This window comes from Paenibacillus sp. FW507-14B1B, from assembly GCF_058781425.1.
Window position 1 is genome coordinate 801,427 of the sequence record NZ_JBYSWS010000002.1, and the last position, 25,021, is coordinate 826,447.

19 protein-coding genes and 2 other annotated features are annotated in these 25,021 nt (G+C 42.6%); of the genes, 2 read left to right on the forward strand and 17 right to left on the reverse strand.

Features of this window, described 5'->3' with window-relative positions; translation table 11 throughout:
• Window positions 1–3 precede the first annotated feature (3 nt).
• The gene (locus tag AC3WJJ_RS12005) at window positions 4–600 is read right to left on the reverse strand and encodes a phospholipase D-like domain-containing protein (protein WP_492540808.1); all 597 of its coding nucleotides are present in this window, start codon (window positions 598–600) and stop codon (window positions 4–6) included.
• 137 nt (window positions 601–737) lie between these two features.
• Between AC3WJJ_RS12005 and AC3WJJ_RS12010 the strand changes: the two genes are divergently transcribed.
• Window positions 738–1,070, forward strand: a complete 333-nt coding sequence (locus AC3WJJ_RS12010; RefSeq protein ID WP_492540810.1) for a ribosomal protein L7/L12 — start codon at window positions 738–740, stop codon at window positions 1,068–1,070.
• Window positions 1,071–1,132: 62 nt separating this feature from the next.
• Here the strand turns inward: AC3WJJ_RS12010 and AC3WJJ_RS12015 are convergent, their stop codons facing one another.
• The 13 genes from AC3WJJ_RS12015 to AC3WJJ_RS12075 form a co-directional block, all read right to left on the reverse strand.
• On the reverse strand, window positions 1,133–2,308 hold the full coding sequence (locus tag AC3WJJ_RS12015; RefSeq protein ID WP_492540812.1) for a stalk domain-containing protein: 1,176 nt from the start codon (window positions 2,306–2,308) through the stop codon (window positions 1,133–1,135).
• A gap of 208 nt (window positions 2,309–2,516) precedes the next feature.
• The gene (locus tag AC3WJJ_RS12020; protein ID WP_492540814.1) at window positions 2,517–3,788 is read right to left on the reverse strand and encodes a Gfo/Idh/MocA family protein; all 1,272 of its coding nucleotides are present in this window, start codon (window positions 3,786–3,788) and stop codon (window positions 2,517–2,519) included.
• 34 nt (window positions 3,789–3,822) lie between these two features.
• Window positions 3,823–5,439 carry an extracellular solute-binding protein gene (locus AC3WJJ_RS12025; protein ID WP_492540816.1) on the reverse strand — a complete coding sequence of 539 codons (1,617 nt, stop codon included), beginning with the start codon at window positions 5,437–5,439 and terminating at the stop codon, window positions 3,823–3,825.
• A gap of 44 nt (window positions 5,440–5,483) precedes the next feature.
• Window positions 5,484–6,368, reverse strand: coding sequence for a carbohydrate ABC transporter permease (locus AC3WJJ_RS12030; protein WP_492540817.1), 885 nt, complete (start codon window positions 6,366–6,368; stop codon window positions 5,484–5,486).
• Between the two features lie 18 nt (window positions 6,369–6,386).
• A complete protein-coding gene (locus AC3WJJ_RS12035) occupies window positions 6,387–7,346 on the reverse strand; it encodes an ABC transporter permease (RefSeq protein ID WP_492540819.1) in 960 nt (319 codons plus the stop codon).
• A 670-nt stretch (window positions 7,347–8,016) separates the two neighbouring features.
• A complete protein-coding gene (locus tag AC3WJJ_RS12040) occupies window positions 8,017–9,057 on the reverse strand; it encodes a LacI family DNA-binding transcriptional regulator (RefSeq protein WP_492540821.1) in 1,041 nt (346 codons plus the stop codon).
• 236 nt (window positions 9,058–9,293) lie between these two features.
• The gene (locus tag AC3WJJ_RS12045) at window positions 9,294–10,844 is read right to left on the reverse strand and encodes a 2-isopropylmalate synthase (RefSeq protein ID WP_492540823.1); all 1,551 of its coding nucleotides are present in this window, start codon (window positions 10,842–10,844) and stop codon (window positions 9,294–9,296) included.
• A 93-nt stretch (window positions 10,845–10,937) separates the two neighbouring features.
• Window positions 10,938–11,177: a binding site (T-box leader), on the reverse strand.
• Window positions 11,178–11,265: 88 nt separating this feature from the next.
• Complete coding sequence (locus tag AC3WJJ_RS12050; protein ID WP_492540825.1) at window positions 11,266–12,336, reverse strand: bifunctional 3-deoxy-7-phosphoheptulonate synthase/chorismate mutase; 1,071 nt, start codon at window positions 12,334–12,336, stop codon at window positions 11,266–11,268.
• 52 nt (window positions 12,337–12,388) lie between these two features.
• Window positions 12,389–12,634 (reverse strand) — a binding site (T-box leader).
• 114 nt (window positions 12,635–12,748) lie between these two features.
• Window positions 12,749–13,705, reverse strand: coding sequence for a 3'-5' exoribonuclease YhaM family protein (locus tag AC3WJJ_RS12055; protein WP_492540827.1), 957 nt, complete (start codon window positions 13,703–13,705; stop codon window positions 12,749–12,751).
• A gap of 125 nt (window positions 13,706–13,830) precedes the next feature.
• Entirely contained in the window at window positions 13,831–15,639 is a 1,809-nt protein-coding gene (locus AC3WJJ_RS12060; RefSeq protein WP_492540829.1) for a glycoside hydrolase family 3 protein, read from the reverse strand.
• A 189-nt stretch (window positions 15,640–15,828) separates the two neighbouring features.
• Window positions 15,829–19,614, reverse strand: coding sequence for an Ig-like domain-containing protein (locus AC3WJJ_RS12065; RefSeq protein WP_492540831.1), 3,786 nt, complete (start codon window positions 19,612–19,614; stop codon window positions 15,829–15,831).
• A gap of 216 nt (window positions 19,615–19,830) precedes the next feature.
• Window positions 19,831–20,679: a DNA alkylation repair protein gene (locus tag AC3WJJ_RS12070; protein WP_492540832.1), complete on the reverse strand. Its 849-nt coding sequence runs from the start codon at window positions 20,677–20,679 to the stop codon at window positions 19,831–19,833.
• Between the two features lie 88 nt (window positions 20,680–20,767).
• A complete protein-coding gene (locus AC3WJJ_RS12075) occupies window positions 20,768–21,460 on the reverse strand; it encodes a Crp/Fnr family transcriptional regulator (RefSeq protein WP_492540834.1) in 693 nt (230 codons plus the stop codon).
• A gap of 309 nt (window positions 21,461–21,769) precedes the next feature.
• Between AC3WJJ_RS12075 and AC3WJJ_RS12080 the strand changes: the two genes are divergently transcribed.
• Entirely contained in the window at window positions 21,770–22,417 is a 648-nt protein-coding gene (locus tag AC3WJJ_RS12080) for a transcriptional regulator (protein ID WP_492540836.1), read from the forward strand.
• A 178-nt stretch (window positions 22,418–22,595) separates the two neighbouring features.
• Here AC3WJJ_RS12080 and AC3WJJ_RS12085 read toward each other — a convergent pair whose 3' ends face one another.
• The 3 genes from AC3WJJ_RS12085 to AC3WJJ_RS12095 all read right to left on the reverse strand — a co-directional run bounded on the left by AC3WJJ_RS12085 (window position 22,596) and on the right by AC3WJJ_RS12095 (window position 24,864).
• On the reverse strand, window positions 22,596–22,730 hold the full coding sequence (locus AC3WJJ_RS12085) for a hypothetical protein (protein ID WP_492540838.1): 135 nt from the start codon (window positions 22,728–22,730) through the stop codon (window positions 22,596–22,598).
• Window positions 22,727–23,806 carry an NAD(P)H-dependent flavin oxidoreductase gene (locus AC3WJJ_RS12090; RefSeq protein WP_492540840.1) on the reverse strand — a complete coding sequence of 360 codons (1,080 nt, stop codon included), beginning with the start codon at window positions 23,804–23,806 and terminating at the stop codon, window positions 22,727–22,729. Before AC3WJJ_RS12090 ends, AC3WJJ_RS12085 begins: the two co-directional genes overlap by 4 nt.
• 203 nt (window positions 23,807–24,009) lie before the next feature.
• On the reverse strand, window positions 24,010–24,864 hold the full coding sequence (locus AC3WJJ_RS12095; RefSeq protein WP_492540842.1) for an NAD-dependent epimerase/dehydratase family protein: 855 nt from the start codon (window positions 24,862–24,864) through the stop codon (window positions 24,010–24,012).
• Between the last annotated feature and the right edge of the window lie 157 nt (window positions 24,865–25,021).

A 25,021-nucleotide genomic window follows, 5' to 3' on the forward strand; every position in this document is an offset into this window, starting at 1 on the left:
TTGTTATTTATATTCCGTAAAACGCACTGAATCATCCCACATTTTGTTAAATGCTTGTTGGAACTGTTCTCCCACCGATTCATCCTCAATGAAGACAGCTACATCATCATTCTCCTCAATAGAGGATTTCAAATAATTAAACGATCCTGTCTCCACCTTGTTCCCATCTGCAATCATCATCTTAAGATGCATCTTGCCATCATGTGTATTTACTTTAATAGGGATACCCGCATTGTTAACAAGCTCCAACGCCTTCTTCTGCTTAGCCTTCTCTTCAGCGTGACTCAGATCCGTGATCATTCTAACCTTTACTCCCCGCTCAGCAGCGTTAACCACAGCTTCAACGATCGGCTCGTAGTTGATACTATATATAGCAATGTCAAGTGTCGAAGTCGCTTCATTAATAAGTTGTATGATTGCTTCTTCCGGATGATCGCCTTCCTGCGTGAATTTCACTTGTACATTAGACGAACCAGACATCTTCCCTTCTGATAATGGTTGATTAGGCTTAGGTGATTCTTGTTCAGATGTACTCGGGGAGCAACCTGCAATCCATATACAGGTGAATAACAATGTAAACAATCGGTTAATCTTACTCATGGCTTATAAACTCCTCCGCAAATTTTTATCCGTTCATCATAACAAAAAGAAATGAGCATCTCCAACTTACCCATCACTGCCAAAATCAAGTTATAGTTAATAAATGTGAAAAACTAACCTGAAGGGAGAATACACACATGGAAGTTATAGAAATTGTAGCGGTCGTTGCACTCATCCTCTCACTCCTGCTGTTGATCAAAGTATTTAGCCTGCAAAGCCAACTTAACAACATAAAATCTGATCTGGAATGGATGAGCAATCGTCCGAACAACCCAGGAATGAACAGCAGCAGCACGACATTTGTCTCTCAGCCGGAAGTAAACGATGTTGATGCAGATCTTGAAGAGCGATTACGCTTCATGCTTTCATCCAATCAGAAGATTAAAGCCATTAAAGTGTTAAGAGAAGCAAGGAATCTATCATTAAAAGATGCCAAAGATTACGTGGATCAATTGGAACGAGATATCTAAAATAGATGACTTCAACAAAAATAGAGGCAGGATGATGATATCATCCTGCCTCTTCGTTTAACCTATAATTTAGTTAACACTTTAATCTTCGAAAAACTCATCGTTTTATATTCGTAAATCCAAGCACTAGCATAATCAACAGGAATCGCAAAATTTAGGTTTCCCTGATCGATACCCGAAGTTGTAACCCCGATAACCTCACCTTTTTTATTAAACAGAGCTCCGCCGGAACTGCCAGCGGCAATAGGAGCTGTAAATTGAATAACTGCCAAGCCATCCATGACTCGAAGTCCACTAATGATTCCCGTAGAAATCGTATTTTGAAGCCCCTCCGGATTGCCGATCGTAACAACGGATTGACCCTTCGTTAGGTTATCCATGGAGCCGATCCGCAGTGGTGGCACATTCGTACGTATTTTTGTTTTGACCAAAGCCAGATCCGCTTCCTTATCCACTTCCACGATACCCGCCACCTCGTAATATTGATCATGAGCTGTATAGATACCGAAGTCAGTTCCCCCTTCGATCACATGATAATTCGTCAAGAACAATCCGTAGCCCACCGCAAACGCGCTGCCAAACCCCACAGGCTCCCCCTCTTGATCTAGCGATTCCAGCACAACAACACTTTGCTCAAAACCTGCAATTTTTTGTGTTGATAAATTTTTTCCGGTATACGGGATCTTCTGATAAGGTGCAAGAACAAATTGCAAATAATCTACAATCTCCCAATCCTCGTACGGATGCAAAATCGTTGTGTTGCTGATCGCAATAATCCCGCGTTCATAAAATACTTTCTTACCAAGCGTTTCACTAATCAACCGTAAAGGCACGAACACCCTACCTTGTTTGTATTGTGCAGGGGAATCCAAGTATGTCTTCTTCCCGTTTACGTACACAATGCTGCTACCAAGGGTAATTTTAATTTCTTTACCTGCATTGGTAATGGTAGCTGTTGAAGTTGCCTGGTTCCAGGCTATTCGTCCACCTAGACTCTCACTAATGAACCGGATCGGTACCAAGGTACGTTGATTAGCTACATAAGGAACGATATTAAAATTATACGGATCAATAATCTGATCCTTATTGTCATAGATAGCATTAGGACTGCCAACCGAGAGAACAACTGCATCCTCCAACACGTTCTCTAAATCTCTTTCAGCATGTTGTGCATACCCGGCAAGTGGGCAGCTCAAGAGCCCTAGTACTGTGATAATAATCAGTAAACTTCGTTTCATATGATTCGTCCTGTCTCCTTCTAGAAGTATATATGTATTGTGCTGGGACAATGCATGTTAACTCTGCTCCGCGATAATTAAACGCAAAATAATGAATAATGTTACATTTTTAAGCAAAGGTAATAAAATCCAATTATTTCTGTGATTCATTTTTTTCCTTCTATATAAAAAACAGCCGACCAAGGAAACCTTGATCGACTCGTTTCATTTATTTTACCGTCTCTTCTTGAGCCATTAATTCCTGAGCATATTCATTAAGATTAATGGATTGCCCACGGTTCAAGCGAGACTTCTCTGCTGCAAATGCAATGAGATGACTTCGAACAGATGCACTAGCGGAAGTCAGGCTCTCCTGACCATTATAATGACGAACCTCTTTCAAGAAGCTGGCTACAATACCACGGTCTCCTCCACCGTGTCCGCTGTCCTGCGATGGAATCGTGATCTCCGATTTTTGCCCGGTTAGGAAGTCAAATATCGTAATTTTATCTTCCTCACCCCGAAGCTCTCCTCGGGTCCCCATGATCTGAATTCTTCGTTCCTGCTCATAAGTAAATCCACACATGCTGAACATCGCCGTAGCGCCGCCCTCAAACTCCATATTAACGACTTGATGGTCAACTACATTGTTATCACTTCTATATACACAGCGGCCATAGTCCGTATCGCGAAGCCCCTTCACTATATTTGACTTGGTAAGTTCCGAAGTGAAGTGCCCTGCCCATCCCTTGTACTGATTACTTAAATAAAAGCGGGGTGCGGAATATGGGCAAATAGACTCGACGCTACAATCTAGACAACGGTCGGCAGATCCTTCTGGCGCTTGTTCTTCACGGAAATGCATGAGCGAGCCAAAAGAGCTCACTTGTGTACATGGTTTATCCATTAACCAAGATAGTACATCCATGTCATGACATGATTTAGCCAAAATCATCGGACTAGCCTTCTCTGAATTATTCCAATTTCCTCTTACGAAGCTATGAGCAATATGCCAATATCCTACATTCTCATTCAATTGGATCGAAGCAATCTCTCCAATCGTGCCCTCTTGAAGAATACGCTTTATCGTACTCCAAAAAGGTGTGTATCTCAGAACATGGCATATGGTTAACAATCGATTGTTCTCGATCGCCGCCTGTTCCATCTCCAAGCATTCTCTAGGATCCGGAGACATGGGCTTCTCCAGCAACACATGATATTTTTGCTTCAAAGCTTGCATAGTTGGTCCGTAATGCATACGGTCCTGCGTGCAGATAACAGCAATATCAGCAATCTGCTTCTCTGCAAGCAGCGGCTCCCAAGTTTCATAGCACCGCTCCGGTGGAATCCCGTGCTTCTCGGCAAATCTACTTCTTCGAACTGGATCAGCTTCTGCTACTGCTACAAAGGTAAGCTCATGTGGGAAATCGAGAGCATAAGGGGCATAGCTACTAGCCCCCCGTGCACCGGCCCCAATCAAAATAGCATTCATATGGGTCATTTCGTGTCACTTCCTTATATTCAGATGTTGTACTTTATTTCGCGTATCTTTCTGCTGCAGATTGGTAAATTGCTAGGTATCGATCGAGCCCCATCTTCTGGAGCGTAGCTACATACTGATCCCAATTATCAAAGGATTCATTTCCAGAAATGAACTTATCTCTCATCTCATCAACATAAGTGTTAATATCTGTCTGAATTCCGGTGAGCTCAGACTGTTCATCAGCCGTAAAGTTAAATGCAGGCCAGATTTTATCTTGCGGAATGACGTAAGGTTCTGCCTTTTGAGCATTTTCCACAGACGTTGGTAATCCTTCTGCTCCTTTAAAATACTTCTGTTTTACAAAACCAGGGTAGTATCCGCCTGGCCAAATGAGTGACTGTCCTACAGCTTGGTCCAGACTAAGTCCATCTGGATTGTTCTTGATAGCGTCCACATAATCGACATTGCCATCAGCATCTTCCTCATACGTGTCATCTTTCCACCCCATGAAGAACATTCGAATGCCTTCATCACTGTAGAAGTAATCCATCCAACGGACCATTACTTCTGGATTTGTAGCTTTATCGGTCAGGACAAACATCCCGATATTACCAAGCGGCGAACCAAGCGCACTATACATTTGATCTCCGTGCGGGCCCTTAAGGACTGGCAATCCCACATAACCTTTTTGGTTATAAATAGCGATCGGATCTACACTATCAATAACACCAAGTAGCCCCTCCACCCCTTTAGCATCAATCTCCGTGCTCTTTACAGACATAATGTCCTGTTCCAGCAAGCCATCCTTGTACAGTTTACTTACATACTGAAGAAGCTCTTTATAACGTGGATCAGAAGGAATAAAGCGAACTTTTCCACTAGCTGGATCCGTATCGACATTCACATTTGATGTTCCATTGTAATTGAGACCGAATGAGCCACGTAAATAATTAACAATGCCAGCTGTTCCAGTTCCACCCCAAGCGTACTCATCCTTTTGGCCATTTCCATTCGGGTCATTTTCTTTGAATGCCTTCAGCATGTTATAGAACTCATCTAATGTCTGTGGTTCTGAAAGGCCTAGTTTTGTGAGCCATTCAGACTTCACCCAAGGTGTTCCATAGAATACCGATTTGAATTCCGGATCATAAAGCGTAGGGAGTCCATAAATATTACCGTCTGGCATCGTAATCCCTTTTTCAATGATAGGATACTTCTCCATCAGCGCTTTAAAGTTAGGTGCATATTTATCAATTAGGTCATTCAGTGGAATGAACGCTCCTTGTTTCCCATACTTCAATAAATCAGCTCTTGGAAATGCAGAAGCATAGAACAGCTCAGGATAATCACCACCGGCAAGTAGTAGATTACGCTTCTCTGCCAACGTGTCTGTCTTTACTGTGTCCCACTCCACATGGACATTCGTCATTTTCTCATATTCCTGCCAAAGCTTAATATTGTTCCAGTCCGCGTTAGCGAAAAACTTCCCAGCAAAACCTTTGACTGTAATTTTGTCATTCACAATTGGAAACCCTGTCTCATTCAACTTGCTTCCGGCTTCTCCTGATGGATCTGATTTTCCCTCCGAGCCCTTCGAACTGCATCCGGCAACTAGTGATACCGACAAAACACAGGTCAAAAGAAGACTCCCCCATTGTTTCAGCTTCATCCGATTTCCTCCCCTTTTCATGTTCACTTTATCCACGCAAGGAATTATCCTTTGATGGCTCCGATCATGACACCTTTGACAAAATACCGCTGTAAGAACGGATAGAGCACCAGTACTGGGATATTCGCCACAACGAGTACCGCATACTTAATCCCCTCCACTTCCCTTTGCTGCTTAATCGCCGATTCCGTTGACATCTTGACCATGTCACTCGTTTGTCCTTGAATCAAAATTTCGCGAAGGATCAGCTGAAGTGGAAACTTCTCTTTGTCTGACAGATATAGCAATGCGTTGAAAAATGCATTCCAATGACCAACTGCATAGAACAATATGGTCACCGCAATAATGGGCATAGATAACGGCAGAATCATTCGGGTCAAAATTTTAATATTAGAGCAGCCATCGATGGTCGCCGCTTCCTGAAGCTCACCTGGAATGGATTGCTGGAAAAATGTTCTCATAATGATAATATTCCAGATCGATACTGCATTCGGAATAATCATGACCCAGAGCGTATTCAACATGCCTAGGTTCTTGATTAGCAAATACGTCGGAATCAGGCCACCGCTGAAGAACATGGTGAATACCAGAAGAGCCATAATGGCATTTCGTCCAACAAAATCTTTACGGGACAACGGATAGGCCGCTAGGATTGTCATTACGAGGTTAATAAACGTGCCTAGTGTGGTGTATATCAGTGTGTTCGTAAATCCATTAATGATGTCCTTGTTCTGAAAAATCTTTACGTAAGAGTTAAAATTCACTCCCTTAGGCCAAAGCAACATTTCACCTCGGAGAACCGCCTGCGGATCGCTAAATGAAGCACTGAGCACAAAGAGTAGTGGGTACATGACAACAATAGTGACCAAAATCAGAATAAAGTAGTTAATCATACTAAAAATACGATCGCCTCTAGATTCTATTTGCATGATTCAAGCTCCCCCTCCCTACCAAAGACTCGTCTCACTTACGCGCTTCGAAATAAAGTTCACAACAACCAATAAGATAAAATTAATTACGGAATTAAAAAGTCCAATGGCTGCCGAAAAGCTGTATTCAGCATTCTGGATCCCCATTCTATAAACATAGGTCGCAATAATGTCGGAACTCTCCATATTCAGATTGTTCTGCATAAGGAGTACTTTCTCGAAGCCAACGCCCATGATGCTGCCCATGTTCAAAATTAAAAGGATAATAATCGTTGGCATAATGCCTGGTATGTTAATATGCCAGATGCGTTGAAGCCTTGTCGCACCGTCTACCCTTGCTGCCTCATGGAGTTGATTATCGATACCGGCAAGGGCGGCTAGATAGATGATAGAACTCCACCCCATCGTCTGCCATACATCGGATAGAACGTATAGAGATTTAAACCACGAAGGCTCAGTCATAAAATTGATCGGCGTACCTCCGAACATTTCAATGAAATGATTGATCATCCCATAGCGAGGTGATAAAAAAATCATCATCATTCCCACTACCACAACCGTGGACAGGAAATGCGGGGCGTAAGTGATCGTCTGTACGAATTTTTTAAATCTTTCATTACGAACCTCATTCATGAGCAAGGCCAGAATAATCGGAATTGGGAAACCTAGAGCAAGGCTGTATACGCCGATCCCAAGTGTATTCTTGATTAGACGCCAGAAATAAAAACTGTTAAAGAACCGCTCAAAGTGCTCAAATCCAACCCAGGGACTGCCCCAAACCCCTTTCGTTGCTATGAAATCCTTGAATGCAATCTGAATTCCATACATCGGAACGTACTGAAACAGAATGTAATAAGCAATGACGGGAGATATAAGTAAATACAGCTGCCAATTACGTAAAACTCGATTCCAATTAAAGCGCTTACGTTTCGTTTCAGGTGCCGCATTCACTGCGGTCTGTGCGGTTGTATTAGCCAATGAGCATCACCCCAGTAGGAATTAGTTGACTTTAACTAAGCCGACAGATGTCATGCTGAGTATCTATGAATGAGGTCATCCTAAGGCTTCTAACGTGAATCTTCCTTCTTCGCCGTTAATAGTCCTGATCTTTACTTGCCCCGTCCTCCTATCTTTCTCAGTTACCCGCTAGAAGCGGCGTCTCCACAAGTGAATGTCAGATATAGTTACGTCATTGTAAATATATAAATAAAACCCGAGCAAGTCGGATCATATTTCAAAATCGAAAAGTTTTGGATGAAAATCCGAAATTAATTTGGATTATTTTTGGAGTCTGATTGATATGAAGAAGATAAACAGATATAGGAATTTTTCATTCATGATGAGAAGTCTATAAAATCTACAACCCTTTCAAAACAGCAAATGTAAACGCAATCATTATTAAACAAAAAAATAAGTAATCGTAATAACCATATGCCAAATACATGAAAATATATCCAAACACTTCTTTAATTTCATTCATAATAATATAGCACTTTTGTATTGTCAAACACTTTTTTGGATTATTTTGGTGCAGACTTTACTCAGTTTTGTGCGACAAACAAAAAAGGCAACTGCCGGAATCCATACCGAGAGCTGCCGATTCAGAAGCATATTTAACTATATATGTTAAATTAATTAACGTAAAATGTCACTTTTTGTGTCTTGTGTATCTAGAGGATTCTCGGATAACAAGAGAGCACGGAAGTAATATTTTGGTTGCCACCTCATAATGTCCATCTAAGTAATCTACAATTGCCTTTGCAGCGACCTCTCCAATTTCGAACTTAGGTACTGAAACAGAGCTTAGGGGAGGTGTTGTGTAGTGGGCTACATCAATATTGTCCATTCCCATAATCGCAATATCGGTTGGTATATTCCCACCATTCTCAACAACAGCACGCATGGCCGGAATGGCAAGCATATCACTTGCACAAAAAACCGCGGTTGGCCACTCCGCTTTAGGAAGTTGATTCAGGAGCCCGGACATCAGATGGAAGCTTTGATCTACCCTCCAGCCCGTATTCATCAACCAATCTTCATGCAATTGCAGGTTTGCTTCCAGCATAGCAAATTTATAACCAACAAACCTTTCTTCGCTCTCCATCTGTTTCGAATAGGCAGGACCTCCAATATAAGCAATCCTTGTATGTCCTTGGTCAATCAAATGGCGTACTGCCTCCCGTGCAGAAAGGATACGGTCACAATCCACAACGGGTACTGTCAGTAGTTCATCATTCAAGCTAATCCCCATCATGGCAATGCCATCTTGCTGTATTAGTTCAAATAATTTCTCATCATACCAACTAATCGCAACAACCCCTTGAGCTCTCGTCTCTCTTAGCATGATTCGCATTTTATCCGGATCGCTTACTTCCTCATATGTGCGTACTATAGCAGGAGGCTGACCCAGCTTCTCCATCTTCGTATGAAATCCAGATAAAATTTTCGAGAAATATGGATGCTCCCCCATTAATGGTTGTGGAACGATACAGACGATCCGCTTGAGCGACGCGCTGTGATTTGCGTTTCTGGATGGTTCATGTAGTTTGTAACCAAGTTCAAGAGCCGCTTCACGGATTCTCCGCTTGGTTTCTTCACTGACTGGACGGCTTGTATCGTTATTAATTGCCCTTGAAACCGTTGATATAGATACTCCAACCCGTTCGGCGATATCTTTAAGCTTAGCCAATCTCATCTCCTCCTTCGCAAAGTTTGGAGCCAATTTTTCCCGCTCGTTAATTGATCATAGCATATCCCTTGTCATTTTAGGATGTAAAATGACGAATTTTCATGAGCTGGTCCTAGGATAAAGGTCTTACTTTATCTAAAGCTAAAATAGCCACTAAACACATAGAGATTCCAGTGTCTAGCGGCTATTTATAGACTCAAAGTAAAGCTAACTTATATCATTTGATAATTGACTTCTCATCCCTGTTGTACTTGTATATCATGGGTTGTATCCAGCAAGACTGCATTAATTCCGTTTAGGAAAGCTAACGCACTTGCTTTAATAATATCAGTATCCATCGCTCTTCCTGAATAGATTTTCCCTTCATATTCAATCCGAATATTAACGCGGCCAATGGCTTCTTTCCCTCTGGACATACTGTTAATTTTGTAATCTTTTAATTGGACCTCCAAGCCGACCAATGACTTAATTGCACTGTAAAGTGCATCGATCGGACCATCACCAACCATACTGTCCCTAAATGTCTCATTACCTTTCTTCAGTTTGACCGTTGCTGTCGGATACAGGTCATTGGTCACAACTTGGAAAGATTCCAGTTCATACAGATGGCTGTTCGCTTCTTCAAGTGTGCGATGTTTAGTGACTAGGTAATACACATCATGATCGTATACTTCCTTTTTCGTATCAGCAAGTTGAAGGAATTCCTCGAACAGCGCTTCGAAATCTTCACCTTCACCACTCTCGAAACCTAGTTTCTCAACCGCATTCTTGAATGCATGTCTTCCGGACCTAGCCGTCAGGATCAATTCCATACTATCAGCGCCTACATCCTCTGGTGACATAATCTCATACACCTGCTTATCCTTCAGAAGGCCATCCTGGTGAATACCCGAAGAATGCGCAAATGCGTTTTCACCTGTAATCGCCTTATTCACTTGTACATCCAGACCTGTTAAATGGGTTAGCAGTTTCGAGGTTCTCATCAGTTCCTTTAGGTGAATATTCGTACTTGCATTATAATGATTGGATCTAACACTCAATCCCATGACGACTTCCTCAAGCGAAGTGTTGCCAGCTCGCTCCCCCAAACCATTAATCGTGCATTCTACTTTCTCCGCACCGTTCTTCACTGCACTTAGTGTGTTCGCTGTTGCCAGTCCAAGATCATTATGACAATGGACACTTAGGATTACATTGTCGTTCAGATTCTTCAGGCGTTCATTAATTTTGCGAATCAATTCACCGAATTCATCTGGTACCGCGTAGCCAACCGTATCCGGTATATTAATCATTGTTGCTCCCGCTCTTACAACGGCTTCGATTGTACTCCATAAGTATTCGAAGTCAGACCTAGAAGCATCCTCTGTAGAATACTGCACATGTGGAAGTAGCGTCTTCGCATACTTTACAGCATCCACACCCATCTGAAGCACTGCATCTTTAGAGCGATTAAATTTCTTCTCAACATGAATATTTGAAGTGCCAAGCACAATATGAATTAGCGGATCCTGAGCAAGTTTAATACTTTCATATACCGCATCGATATCACCCTTAACAGCTCGTGCAAGAGCAGTAATCGAGATACGATCCCCTACGGTTCTCGCGATTTCTTGAACCGAATGAAAATCCCCTGCGGAAGATGCAGGAAAACCAGCTTCAATGATATCGACATTCAGTCGTTTCAACTGCTGCGCAAATTCTACCTTCTGGTGTACATTCAGTTTAGCGCCAGGTACTTGCTCCCCGTCTCTCAAAGTCGTATCTAATACGATAATATTGCGGTCCAATGCAATTCCTCCTTGGAAATTATAGTTGATTTATATGAAGCGGGGTTGGTTAAACCCGGAATTTAACCAACAAAAAAACCCCGCCTCTATATGCATAGAGGCGAGGTTGAACCCGCGGTACCACTCTAATTCATTTTATACAAAGTATACAAAATGATCTTCTTCGATGGCCAACACCATCTATCCCTGTAACGGTGGAATTCCGGCTAACCCTACATCATTCAGGTAGCTGTTCATAGACGAGTTCAAAGGGAACGACATTACCGTTTCTCACCAACCAACGGCTCTCTGAAAAGTCACTTCACTTTTACTATTTCTAATCAACACATTTACATATGAAACTCAAACTTGATAATATCTTAGGGAAAAACTAACAATTTGTCAATCCTCATTTTTCCATTATCCGCATATCCTCATGATATTATAACAATCCAGATCCCTTAACATTCGTAAGAAATTCTTGGAATTCAGGAATGTTCAATTGCTGTGCCGCATCTGATAATGCTGTTGCTGGGTCAGGATGAACCTCCACCATGACACCATCTGCGCCAGCGGCCAGAGCTGCCTTCGCACAAGGAGCCAAGATATCCTTACGACCTGTTGAATGTGTCACATCTACGAGTACAGGAAGGTGCGTTTCTTGTTTCAGAATCGGAACTGCAGAAATATCGAGCGTGTTTCGTGTTGCTTTTTCATAGGTCCGGATTCCACGTTCAATTAGCATAACCTGCGTATTTCCCCTTGATACAATGTACTCTGCCGCATGAACAAATTCATCGATTGTAGCTGCTAGCCCGCGTTTAAGGAGAACCGGAGTCTTCACATCCCCTGCTGCTTTTAACAGTTCAAAGTTTTGCATGTTTCTTGCACCAATTTGAATCACATCAATATAATCACATGCAAGCTCGATATGAGCAGGATCTACGATTTCACTAATGGTCTTCAAACCGAATTCAGAAGCTACCTCCTTCAGAATCTTAAGCCCCTCAATACCTAACCCTTGGAAATCATACGGGGAAGTTCTTGGCTTAAATGCTCCACCACGCATCACCGTGATCCCTGCTTGTTTAAGCGCAGCTGCAACTTGACGCACCTGCTCATAACTCTCAACGGAGCATGGTCCTGCGATCATAACTGGTGTTCCACCGCCAATGATCGTGTTCCCAAGCTGAATGAGTGTATCTTCTGGCTTCTTTTTACGACTGACAAGCAATTGCTTCTTCGTATCAACCTGTTGTAATTTAAGCGATGCTTGAAAAATCTGCTTGAACAAATGGCGGACCGTTTCATTATCGAAAGGACCTTTATTTTGCTCGATTAAGGTATCAAGCATTTTTTTCTCTCGAACCGGATCAAAATCAGGTACTCCTTGCTTTTGCTTCTCCAGTCCAATCTCTTGAGCAATACTTGCCCGTTCTGATAAGAGCTCTAACAATTGATGATTAACCGAATCGAGCTTAGATCTTAATTCCTCAAGACGTCCTTGACTCATACCGAATCTCTCCTTTTAATAGCTATTTATATACAAAAAGACCCCCCGCCCGCAAAGGGACGAGGAGTCGTGGTACCACCCTAATTAGATATGCAAAAAAAACTTAAACACATCTCACTTGAACCTTTTAACGCAAGGTTACGGGCCATCCTACTTCTTGCAATTATCATGCAAGCGTTCAAATGCCAGCTCCGGAATGAACTTCAGCGCAGAACCTTCACTCGGGAGCTCTCAGTCGGTGGCTACCCTTTCCTGTCAGGAACGTTCTATCGCTTACTCTTTCCTTCATCGCTTGTATCATCATTATTTGAATCCATTAATTAAATAGCATTGTAATACAACCCCTACCGATATTGCAAGGGCTTTGTTTAACGCTTGGTTGCTTCATGGCAGTGAAGGATGTGAGTATTACTTAAAGCTTCAACCGATAAATCGCCTTGTTATCAAGCCCACGAATCATAGGTGTCCAGGTTTCAGTTTCGGCCGTTGTATCTAGCGCATCCTCTACCATTTGCAGCTTAGCATCCATTGTGTCAATGTAATGTAAAGCTACTGCCTCAGCTGTTTGAGGCTGTACTGGACTTCCCCATTCCCCCAAATTATGATGCGATAATACCAAGTGCTGTAAACCGAGAATGAGTTCTGAATCAAGTGAAATATCGTTCTGTATCGCTGCTTCAACAATCCAATTATTAGCCAACACGATATGACCAATTAGCTTCCCGTGGTTGCTATAATCTGTAACAATTCCCATCTGAGCAATCATTTCTTCCGGCTTCGCAATATCATGCAGAATAATTCCGGCTTTTAGTAAATCCGGATTCAAGAATGGTCGCTGCTTGCATAGGAAATCCCCAAGCTCTAACATGCGAACAATGTGATAGGCAAGCCCAGCAAAATAAGCATGATGAAAAGTTTTGGCAGCGGGATAATGCATTAACTTCTCTTCTACCTTACTTACACAATGCTGTACAATCAATCGAATCTGAGGATCCGTTATATCATTCATCGTAAGTTTAATGGTATGCAATAAATCAACCGGACGTATAGGAGCAGATCTTACAAAATCCGTCAGAGATACGCCATCCTCATCTTTAGCTTTGCGGATTTTGCTAATCTTCACCTGAGCCTGATCACGATAGCTATGAACAAACCCCTGAATTTTAACCAATTGCATAGGTAAGAACGTTTCTTTATCTTGAATGGTTACGTCCCAATATTTCGCTGAGATTTGGCCACTAGAATCCGATAGCACAATATCGAAATAATCTTTAGGTGGTGTGCTGTTCGTTTGTCTAAGATTCAATTCTTTGAGTAGATAAAAGCCAACAAATTCATCTTGCACGTTAAGTTTATTAATAGGTTTCATCTGTCTCCTCCTTCGAAGTCAGTATAGCATACTGAGAGAAATAGTAGATCAGATTATGATAGATTAGATCACATTACAAAAAGCCATCAAACCATCGAACCGTTTGACGGCTTTTGATTGTACAACTATGGATAGCTGAGTCCAAACCCTTCGGGATAGTCTTCACTTATTGTTACGGGTAGTTTACCCATGGGTTTAGCCCCAAATATCACCTGAACAGCTGCCTCCCATGATACAGGGACTGGCGTCATCCAGTACCAATTATCTAATGCATATGTCGATAAATAGGCTTTCGCATTCGGATAACCGAGTATGTTACCGGGATTACCAAGTGAGACAGTAACAACCGGTTTTCCTGTTGCGATTAAAGCGTTCACAAGATCAATTTGACCTTGCGGGATCTCACGATCGGATTGTGTGAATACAATAATACGATCTGCCTGCTTAGACTGCTCAACCGCACGATTAATTGCTGGGGTACTAACATCTAAAGGCTCACCCGAAGCGGGAGCAACCTGAACAGTAAACACTTCGCCTTGGCTCGCTTTACTAACAGCTTCACCTATAAAACTGGCATAGGCCACACTTACAACTAAAGTTTTTTCTTCCGATTCAGGATCAAAAGGAAGCACATTTTCATTTTTAACTAAAGTAATCGAATCTTGTGCAATCTGTTTGGATATTCTCCAATGTTCATCATTCCCAACTACATTGGTCGCATTCTCTACGTCTACCAGACGATGATCAAATAAGTTCATTTTTATTTTATACTTGAGGATCCGCTCTACAGACTCATCAACCCGTCTTTTTTCTATCTTCCCATCTTGTAGAGCTTTATATAGCGAATCCAGTGTATCGATTTGATCGGTCGCAGATCCGTTAGCCATGATGATATCTGCTCCTGCATTTACCGCCATAACTGCTGCCTCGCCAGCTCCCCAATTCTTCGAAATAGCCTCCATTACCATCGCATCGGTAACAATCATTCCGTCGAATCCCATTTCTTCTCTTAACAATCCGGTTAGTACTTTCTTGGACAAGGTTGCAGGTAATACTGGATCAATCGATTCAATAATGATATGAGATGTCATAATGGATTCAATCCCTTGGTCAATTGCCGCTTGAAATGGCGGAAGATGCACGCGCCTAAGCTCTTCAGCACTATAAGAGACTTTAGCCAGCGTGGAATGCGTATCAAATCCTGTATCTCCATGTCCCGGGAAATGTTTAGCACTCGATATTACTCCTTCAGCTTGATAACCTTTGACCTCAGCAATCGTCATGTCCGTGACTAACTTCGTATTCTCGCCAAAAGAGCGCACTCCGATAACTGGATTATGAAGATTGGAGTTTACGTCAGCAACAGGGGAATAGCTCCAATGGAATCCCATCGCTTTTGCCTCAATAGCCGTCAGACGAGCTGCTTGTTCAGCATGTTCAACATTACGAGTCGCCCCAATCGCCATCTGTCTTGGCAGGACTGTTGCCTCTTCCGGTACTCGTTGTGCTGCACCATATTCCATATCACCTGATATAAACATCGGTATCCCTAACCTGGATTTGGTCGCCCAGGTCTGAAGTTGGTTCGTAAACTCAGCATTCTTAGCAGCACTCTGAATATGGCGATTCAAAAGAGCACTCCCCACGAAATATTCTTCGATCATTCTGCGTGAGAATTCATCTGCTTGATCCGTTGGCGTGTACATGACAAGCTGTCCGATCTTTTCCTTGTCATTCATCTGGGCTACCAATCGGCGTGCCTTTTCTTCCATAGAAATTTGATCATTCTTGAGAATTTCAGAAACCGAATCTACCTTTACATCCCTCTCTTCTTCCGTTCTATCCTCCATGTTCTTAGGGATCAGTAGGTATATAGCAACTGCTGCAATTACTACGATAGAGGTGGTAATTAAAGCGAATTTTCTCATTCCCATGGTTGCCCTCTTTTCTCATCTATTTTCACAGTAATTACCATACACGAGTGTGTTTAGGGAAACAATGTAAGAAAACAACCATTTTTTATAGTTATTCATTTGTTTCAAACCATAAAGAAACACAGCAGAACCCCGCGCTCCAGTTGGGATCCTTGCTGTGTTCCAATTGACATATTGAGAATTTTAGAATTACTGCAAAATACGAGCAGCCACCGCTGCAAGATCAGCTATATCGATTTTACCATCTTTATTGACATCTGCTTTCTTCACTTGCAGCCAATCAGGGCTATTCGTGTCTTTACCATAAGCGGCTGCCACAATTGCCAGATCACCGATTGTTATTTTTCCATCGTTATTAAGATCTGGAACAATCTCTGTGCTTTCTGTCGTAATCTTGAAACTTAGCTCTGATGATCTTGCTTCAGATTCTACACCGTCTGCATCACCAAGCAGTGCTTTTGTAATAGACACCTTGCTTGTAACATCCTTATCCGTATCCTTTGCTTTAAACGTCAGTTCCACCACTTGGGCATTGCCGGATACTGCATTCTCCATTCCTTGGCTGAATAAAATCATATGCAGCTTACCTGCGGTATTCTTAATCGGCTCCAGTATCGAAACGTTCTTAAGCAATGATTCTGCGGATACAAATTCTACTCTCTCTGTATCATAGTTCATTAGAATTTCTTGGGCCAGTGCGGGCGACTTCGTGTTGTTCAAACCATACTGAATCTTAAATGTCTCACCCGCTTTAATGATGTCAGGCCCCGTAAGAGTTGTAGAGAGTACGGACTCCGCTTCCCCAATATGAATCGTAACGGTCGCTGTTTCTGATTCCTTCTTCCCATCACTAACCTTGAATGTAAATGTATCTGTGCCAACAAATCCTGCATTTGGCGTGTAAGTAAATGTCCCCTTCTCGGTATTATCAATCACTACACTACCCTTTTCCGCTTCTTTGACGATCTGGAACGTTAATGGCTCTAGATCTTTATCACTGGCACTCATCGTTCCACGAACAGGTGTGTCTTTCGGAGTTGTTAATTCCGTGTCACTTGCAACAGGGGCATGGTTGTTTATATCCCCAGGAATGACTTCTGTGCCTTCCGGATAAGCTTCATACAACAGAACAGAGTGAGCTGGAATCGTAAAGATGTGTCGTATTCCTGCTTTGAGATGAAGATCCGTTTCTTCACTAAGCTTGTTCTCTAATCGATAATTGGCCTTAGCCCCCGGAGGTAGCATAAAGTCTGCGCTTACATCTACAGAAATCGTCTGACTGGTGCTCGAAGGATTTCGAAGCATGAGCACACCTTTCGAAGTTGAATACGAAGCGATGCCGTAAGCATCTTTCCCCGGGTCTCCACCGATAAAGTGGGAGTCTAACAACACATTATGGTTTAATTCAGCCCATGCAGAAGCTTCGGCAAGAATATCCCACATTTTATCTGTCGTGTAGTCTTCCGTAGGCCTGATATATAATTCTTGCAAGTTATAACCAGAGGCGAAATAGGACCACACCTCATCTGAGAAGTCTTTTAAGTTTACTTCTTTCGTCATATCGAGTAATGGTCCACTTTCAGTACCATTCTCATGACTAACCCAAGCTCCTTGACCAAATCTAGAATGCACGACCCCATGAACCATCAATGAATTCAGAGGATAGAACGGATTTTGTTGTAACAAATCACGACTTACTTTGTCACGGTAGTTGACCCACTGCTGCCTGATGGAGCCCGTTCCGGTCTTGCCCATATCTCCCCCACCGCGCCAGATGGAATCTACATAGAATGTGAAATACGGTGAAGCCCATGATCCAACTGTAGCGTTAATAAATACCGATGGATCATTCTCCCTCATATCTCCTGTCAGCCTCAGAAGAGCATGGAAATCTTCAATTCCTTCTGTTCGATCGAATTTGAAGTGTTTCGTACCTTCCTGTAGCTGTTTCTTCGTCACTGCATCCTTAAACACGTTATAGTAATTCGGACCACTCATTTTAAAAATCTCTTCATTACCGCTAGTTTTCGTTTCGGTCGGGTTACTCATCTTCTTCCCAACAGCAACTCTTGCAGGTAATTTCTGATAGTATCCGCCTGTAGGACTAAGCCAGAAGCCAAGACTTGCGCCATATCCCTCAGCAGCAGCCTTCATGACTGAAGCACCGTTAGGATATGTAATCGGATTAAAATCCCAGATTGTTTTGGCGGAAGTGCTGTAATCATCATATCCATCGTCAAACAGGAAGTTTTTCAATGGGGCACCTCTTTGCTGTATGAATTCCTCGCCCCAGAGTCGAATTGTTTTTAGAGATTCAGCTTCTGTCATATATGTATCAAAAATCCAGCTAAGATCATACCAAGAATTGTAGTGAAGAAAGCTGTAATGCTCATGTGCTCTTTCTCTCTCTATATAGTACTGGAAGCCCCTGAGCTTCTGATTATATGGATAGATTCCGATAACAGAACTTTGCTCAAACGACTGACCCTCTAAGGTTTCGTCTCCCCGGTCTACATATGCCTTTGCTGTATTTCCATTGATACTAACCTTAGCTACAGGTGTTTGCTGCGCGAAGAATACTTTACCTGCAAAGAATGGCGAACCATCCACCGCACCTGCTTTTTCAACCCCTGCTGCTGTGATATCTATGAGCTTGACCTTGGTCACATTCCAGTTCCCAGAAGTCGCCGTGTAAGATACATTCTGGATGATATAATTGGAGCCATCTCGTAGCGTTGCACTCCAATTTACCGTCAGCGTTTTTCCTTGATCTGTATAGGTAAAAGGTACATTTAATCGCCAGCCGTTATCACGATCAGATACCTTGGTACTGCTTGATTGGCCCGTGATTCGTGTTAATGTTGGCTCTCCTGCAGTCATATCCGTATCGAGCACATTTGTTGAACCCGAAAGCTCAAGGGAGAAGAGCTGTCCGGCCTTAACTGGATTAACATTCCCCTCGATCTTGTTCCGGAATTCCGCTAGGGTCAGATCATTCTCCGATAACTGAAACTTAGCTGAGAGTATAGAGTTACTTAGCACATATACACCGTCTTCTGGATTTGTTCCTTTTGCCGTTCCAGGATCAGGCCCCATAAACCTTGAACCTACAGTAACAGGCGCTAGTGTGGTACCGCTAAAAGGTTCACTCCATTCACTAGTTCCAATAGCATTCTTGGATCGAACTCGGTAAGTATGTGTGGTTTCCTGAGATAACCCGCTATGCCCAAAAGGCATATTGACACCCGATATCACACTACCATCAACCTCAATATCATACCCTGAAGCTCCTTCAGGTATATTCCAGGCTGCATTGATTCGAGAAGTCCCCATCGGATAAGCATAACCCGTCGGTACAGCTGGAGCCTCAGTAGGTGGAGCTTCCACTCCCATCACTTCAACTTCAACAAAATGGTTGTTCGCGTTCGCCGTGCTTCCACCTGAATAAACTCTTACATATCTCGCATTGGTCTCATTAAAGGTAATACTTTTCCCTGCACTTGTCTCTACATATTCTGCATCTGTTCCGGTACCAAACCCTGCACTATTATTCGTGTCATTGCTAAAGACTGTCTTAACTTCGCCAGTGAAATCAGAGGTATTCGACAACCTGATGATTAGATCGCGATATGTCCTCTTGTCATTCCAGTAACGCCAAATATTCACCTCTGAGATATCATAACTTTTACCTAGGTCAAACTGAATCCACTGTAAACCACTTCCATTCGGATAATCTTCAGAGTAGGCATTCGTATTGTCCTTAACCCCATCATTAATAACTCCCATGTTAGAAAATGCCACACTGCTAGTCATCTTCTTACCTAGCGCTACATTCTTAATCGGAGTATCCGTTGATAGATTGGTTGAATCGGCATTACTTACCTGAGCATAAGCCCCAAATGATGTTAAAACCATAAGTAATGTCATGAGAATTGCAAGATATTGTTTTTGTGTTTTTCTACATGAGGTGTACATTAATTGCCCCCTTTTCTAATGGTTGATATCTAACTCATTATGTATGCGTATTCACATTTAGTTGATTTCATGACTTCACTGCTAGATATGCAATATCTATAGCCTGAGATGTCAGATCGTAATTACACAATAATTAGAATGATATAGATTTTTATCCATTTAATAGAATAATTTTAAGGTGGCTAAAGCGTTACCTCCTTCTTTTTTTATTTGTAGTTATGTCTTCACTAAACTTCTCTTCGCACGTGTTACGATCCGCTTGGTCTCCTTCGCATCTGACTCACTCAGCCATATATCGCATGTACGAATTACCCACTCAGGGTTAGATTTGCTAGCATCGTTCAGCCAATTACTAACGGAATCTTGGACATATTTTGTTGAATCAGACTTCACAACTTCCAAGAGGGGGAGTGCGATGGCTGGGTTTTCTTTTAATGCAGGGATATGTTTAGCCCACACCCCTTGCGGTCGTGTTAATTCGATAGCAAACCTTCGAATATTCGCATCTTCATCACGTACCCAATCAGCTAAAAATCCAATAACTTCATGCAAATCTCGGGTACAGGATTCCCTTACAGCCATCCATGAAATTTCACGCACACCAAAATGAGAATCTGCAGCGAATGGACGAATACTTGCGAGCTTTTCAAGTGTACTCAAGCTCTCATCCTCTCCTATGATATACGCAGCCCAGCAGCGTACGCTATCAGAGCGATGCTCACTTAACGTATTGAAAATTCGGGACTGCTCTGTCTTCGTAACAGAATCCAGTAATGTGTGCCATTCGCGTGCAATTGCAGGAATAATCTTCATCGCTTTAGTCTTATCCCGGAAATCATTCAGCCTTTGGATGATCTCAGTAGACACTCTCTCAAACCCCAAATCGTTCAGAACATGTTGCAGAAGTACGATATGGTTCACAGCAAGCCACTCTGTTAAATTAATCGACTGTAGTTGTCCCTTCTGGAGTCGTTCTACAACTTCATTTGGAATATCTGATATTTTACGAGCTCCTTTTCGTTGTAAAATATCACTTGAAATCTGCTTTCCTTGTTCATCATCCATAGCAATAGCAGTCCTCCTTCCACATAAGGGCATTCGCCTTTATGATACGGACCTCTCGCATTAATTAGATGTAATGCAGTTTACATCTTTATAAGAAATTTCTCTTCTGAATCTTTTCACGGTTGATATAAATCGTTCTAAATCCCGTCTTAATTAATCCCCCCTTAACCAGCTCTTGCAACGCAACAGTCACAGCCTCTCTACTCGCCCCGATCATATGTGCAATATCTTGGTGGGAAAGTGGGACATCTATTTGGTGAAACGGATCATCACTTTCATCCCTTCTAACGACATGTTGAGCAGATAATTCCATAAGCACGCACAAAATTTTATCATGCAAATTACCAATAGCTAAATTCTGTGTGAGCAGGCTCATGCTGTTAATGCGATTACTCAACACTTGGATTAATGCCATCACAAATCTAGGACGATGCATGATAAATTGTTCAAATCTTGTGTGATCAATACGACAAATATGACTTTCTTCAATTGTTTCAATATAATGTTCCTTCGTTCCAAATGAAATCATATTCAACTCACCAAATACATTTCCTTCATTAAGGACATCAGACGTAAACTGCTTGCCATCTGAATTCAATCTATATAAGCGCACCCTTCCTTTTTTCACAAAATAAAGCCCCGGAGTAAATGTTTCCGGTGTCTGAATGAAAGTGTTCCTCGGGATTACGGTAATTCGAGTCAATTGTTCCATTTCAATAAGGTCTTCCGTCTCCAGCGAATGGAGCAGATTGAACTGAGATAAGTAATGAATATTATTCATGCTCCCTCCTGCTCGTTGTTAATCATGAAATTACAACACGTAAGAACTGGATACCTCAAATCATTCCTCAGCGTTTACATCGTTAAATACATAGGACTTATCACCTCCTCAAGCTCCAATATTCTCACTGTTCTGGATTAAAACATTGTTGATCTTAGAGGCCAACGATATAATAGCAAAGTGAACGTCGTGAAGAACACGCCGCTTCTATACAATGATCATCCTGATTAATTAGGGTGCAATTGTATAGGGGCGGCTTTTGTTTTATCTAGGTCAAAAAATTCATTGTAACAAAGGGGACTAGAAATCATGATTGGATTTGAACAACAATATGAACAGTGGTTACAGGAAAACTTGAATCACGAGACAAATCCCAGAAGGCGCGAACTACTATCTAAGGGACTGGGCCATGGAACGGTAGAATTCCTGAGATCCGTATGGTTTCCTGCTGTCGGAAACTTGAGGCACCTACTTCCTGAGTGGGAGGTTCGTGATTTCGGTAATGGGTATCGTTATCTCGACCTCGCATATATGCCTGCCGGTGCAAACGGTGGTATAGAAATTCAAGGCTATGGGTCTCATGCTAGAGATCTAGATGTGAGAAGATTTAAAGACTTATGCCGCCGACATTGCTTGTTATCGCTTGATGGATGGACGTTTCTTCCGATTGCCTATCCCTCTATCGTCGATGAGCCCAAACAGTGCCAACAATTGGTCCTTTCGTTTATTGGAAAGTTCATAGCATCTGACGTTGCTGCCTCATTGTCTTGGCTAGAAGCTGAAACGGTCCGTTTCGCACGCCGCTTATTGCGTCCGATAACCCCTTTGGAACTCGCTAGCCATCTACGCGTGAGTGACCGACAAACTAGACGTATCCTGCATAAACTAGTTCATCTAAATATACTCGATATCGCAAGCGGTCATCAGCGTGCTCGTTCTTATAAGCTGCGATTGTAAGTGTGTACCGTTGCGCAGAAACGATAAAACGATAGAGTAACATGTAAACATGCATCATAGCGGACAGAGATTCCGTTATTTGCTCAGATCAAGCTAAATTTCATCAATTCATCGGTAATAACGGATTTCCTGTCCGCTTACATCGTCAAATTCATAAAAACGGCAAAATAGCGGAACGTCAGTCCGCAAACCACAAAAAATGAGTCGATAGAGCGTCCCAAAGCATTAGGCTAAGGCTAAGGCCAAGGCCAAGTTCAAGTTCAAGTTCAAGGTCAAGGTCAAGACCAAGGACAAAGGCATCATGAACGTTCATTCATCACATATCAAAAGTGCCTGTCGGATCGTCTCATCGACAATATCCTCAGCAGATTGTTCAGAGGTTAGTAATCTTGTGCCTTGTCCCGCCCATAATGACATATAGTCTGGATTACTTTGGCGGTTAGCCTCGTTTCTTATATCGCGAGTCACCGTATTCTGTGTTGGAAAAGGAAGTGGCTCCACCCCGCTTGCATCCCATTCCCGAATAAAACCATTTTGTATTCCTCTAGCAGGTCGGCCTGAGAACCCCTTTGTTAGGACTGTGCTCTCTTCCGTGCTGTTCAGCAGCGCTTGCTTATAAGCATCATGCGCGCCCGATTCAATCGCTGTCAGAAATCGCGTTCCCATCTGAACGCCTTGTGCCCCTAGAACCAGTGAGGCAACAAGCCCTCGACCATCCATAATCCCTCCCGCAGCAATAACAGGAATCTTAACCTGATCCACAATTTGCGGAACCAATGCAAACGTACCGATGTTGGCTCCCATCCTGTGCTCTGTAATATCAAACGTTCCTCGGTGCCCGCCCGCTTCGCTACCTTGGGCAACAATTGCATCACAGCCTGCTTGCTCCGCCAAAAGAGCCTCACGTACTGTTGTTACCATCGTAACAACAAGAAGTTTAGCCTTCTTAGCTTCCCGCATGAAAGGCTCAGGAAGTATACCAAATGCCGTGCTGATGACAGGCACCTGTTCTTCGAGCAGCACCGTTATCTGCTCCTCAAATAGATTAGCGGTTGCCACATCCTCCCCAACCACACTCGCCATTCCAAGCTTCCTACGCATAGGGTTTAACGCTCGCTGCACTTCTCTAATTCTTTCATTGTTATCCGAATCCCTAGATGCAAAGAGATTAACTGCAAAAGGTTTATCGGTTAGCTTACGAATCTCTAGGATAGCTTTTCGAATGGCAGTAGGCTCCATATACGCTGCACCCAGCGTTCCAAGTCCACCTGCATTCGACACAGCAGCAACTAACTCTACAGTCGTCGTCCCCCCCGCCATTCCTGCTAAAAACAGTGGATAGCGAATATTGAACATAGCGCAAAGTTCGGTCTTAAGTTGAATAGTCATGACTACCTCCTTGTATTGTTATAAAACAATTGATCTGAATGATGTTGTATTCAATATAACGCATCCAAATACTGTTCTCCATAAAGTTTATCAGGCTGAAACTGATTTTCATCGCAGTATTAATCTGAAAATTTCAAATAAAACAAATGGACCCTGTCATTAGAGACGTAGTCCATTTGTTTTTGGGGAACGTTTCACGTATATCATCTTAACGATCGTACAAATCCCGATCTCCACGAAGGATAAAGTGGTACCCAGCCATACTTGCTGCGTGCTTTTACATTCGATGCGCCCCGCTGCCATCTATTACTTCCCGGTTGATAATCTGGAATAGGAGCTTGCAGAAGATCCGCATAAACCGGTAGCCACTGTGTACCTGGAACCGGTTCATCATCGGTAATGTTAACTGGACCCGTCGGCCAATTCAGCGCTAACATCGCTGCATGCGCCGCATCCTCTACATGAAGGAGAGACAGGATATCATCGGTTGCAGGAAGCTTACGATTCACCACTTGTTCCGCTACCGAACCTTTGAAATCGTACCATGTACCGGGTCCGTAAAGCATTCCGTAACGCAGAATCACATGATTCGGGATCTCAGCAACCGCTCCTTCCAATGTCGCGATACCATCAATAGTCATCTTACGTGGCATAGGAGCGTGAATATCTAAAGGAGCACTTTCGGTAGCCGGGTGATCGCCTGCTTCATATGCCCAAGCAATGCTTTGAGCGATCATTCGCTTTACACCTGCAGCGTGAGCAGCATCTACCAAATTCCGCGTCCCCTCTATTCTAATCCTTGCGTTGTCCGCCAAGTCCCACTGACTTAATGAAGTAAGCTGATGAATGATCACATCCGGCCTTACTTCTCCGACCCCTGAAAGAACCCCTTCTCGATCAAATGCATCAACCACAATCGCCTTAGCACCTAAACCTTCTATAAAAGATATTCGTTCCGGGCTATGCGTCATTCCAATGACTTCATGACCAGCCTTTACTAACTTCGGAAGCAACAACCTTCCAATCACTCCTGTGGAACCCGCTACGAATATTTTCATAGTAGACTACCTCCATATCATTAATCATGAAAGAATTAGGGCGTAGAAACACGGCAAACTTATGAATCATATATATTTCCATTTGATATTAAAGAACTCCTGTTTTATTAGCTAATCTAAGAATACTGGCATCTTTAGATTATGACACAAAAAAACC

What these genes read in the sequence shown, in the direction of transcription:
- AC3WJJ_RS12005 (WP_492540808.1), bottom strand. Translation starts at nt 600, where the DNA reads ATGAGTAAGATTAACCGATTGTTTACATTGTTATTCACCTGTATATGG.
- AC3WJJ_RS12010 (WP_492540810.1), top strand. Translation starts at nt 738, where the DNA reads ATGGAAGTTATAGAAATTGTAGCGGTCGTTGCACTCATCCTCTCACTC.
- AC3WJJ_RS12015 (WP_492540812.1), bottom strand. Translation starts at nt 2,308, where the DNA reads ATGAAACGAAGTTTACTGATTATTATCACAGTACTAGGGCTCTTGAGC.
- AC3WJJ_RS12020 (WP_492540814.1), bottom strand. Translation starts at nt 3,788, where the DNA reads ATGACCCATATGAATGCTATTTTGATTGGGGCCGGTGCACGGGGGGCT.
- AC3WJJ_RS12025 (WP_492540816.1), bottom strand. Translation starts at nt 5,439, where the DNA reads ATGAAGCTGAAACAATGGGGGAGTCTTCTTTTGACCTGTGTTTTGTCG.
- AC3WJJ_RS12030 (WP_492540817.1), bottom strand. Translation starts at nt 6,368, where the DNA reads ATGCAAATAGAATCTAGAGGCGATCGTATTTTTAGTATGATTAACTAC.
- AC3WJJ_RS12050 (WP_492540825.1), bottom strand. Translation starts at nt 12,336, where the DNA reads ATGAGTCAAGGACGTCTTGAGGAATTAAGATCTAAGCTCGATTCGGTT.
- AC3WJJ_RS12055 (WP_492540827.1), bottom strand. Translation starts at nt 13,705, where the DNA reads ATGAAACCTATTAATAAACTTAACGTGCAAGATGAATTTGTTGGCTTT.
- AC3WJJ_RS12060 (WP_492540829.1), bottom strand. Translation starts at nt 15,639, where the DNA reads ATGGGAATGAGAAAATTCGCTTTAATTACCACCTCTATCGTAGTAATT.
- AC3WJJ_RS12065 (WP_492540831.1), bottom strand. Translation starts at nt 19,614, where the DNA reads ATGTACACCTCATGTAGAAAAACACAAAAACAATATCTTGCAATTCTC.
- AC3WJJ_RS12070 (WP_492540832.1), bottom strand. Translation starts at nt 20,679, where the DNA reads ATGGATGATGAACAAGGAAAGCAGATTTCAAGTGATATTTTACAACGA.
- AC3WJJ_RS12075 (WP_492540834.1), bottom strand. Translation starts at nt 21,460, where the DNA reads ATGAATAATATTCATTACTTATCTCAGTTCAATCTGCTCCATTCGCTG.
- AC3WJJ_RS12080 (WP_492540836.1), top strand. Translation starts at nt 21,770, where the DNA reads ATGATTGGATTTGAACAACAATATGAACAGTGGTTACAGGAAAACTTG.
- AC3WJJ_RS12085 (WP_492540838.1), bottom strand. Translation starts at nt 22,730, where the DNA reads ATGAACGTTCATGATGCCTTTGTCCTTGGTCTTGACCTTGACCTTGAA.
- AC3WJJ_RS12090 (WP_492540840.1), bottom strand. Translation starts at nt 23,806, where the DNA reads ATGACTATTCAACTTAAGACCGAACTTTGCGCTATGTTCAATATTCGC.
- AC3WJJ_RS12095 (WP_492540842.1), bottom strand. Translation starts at nt 24,864, where the DNA reads ATGAAAATATTCGTAGCGGGTTCCACAGGAGTGATTGGAAGGTTGTTG.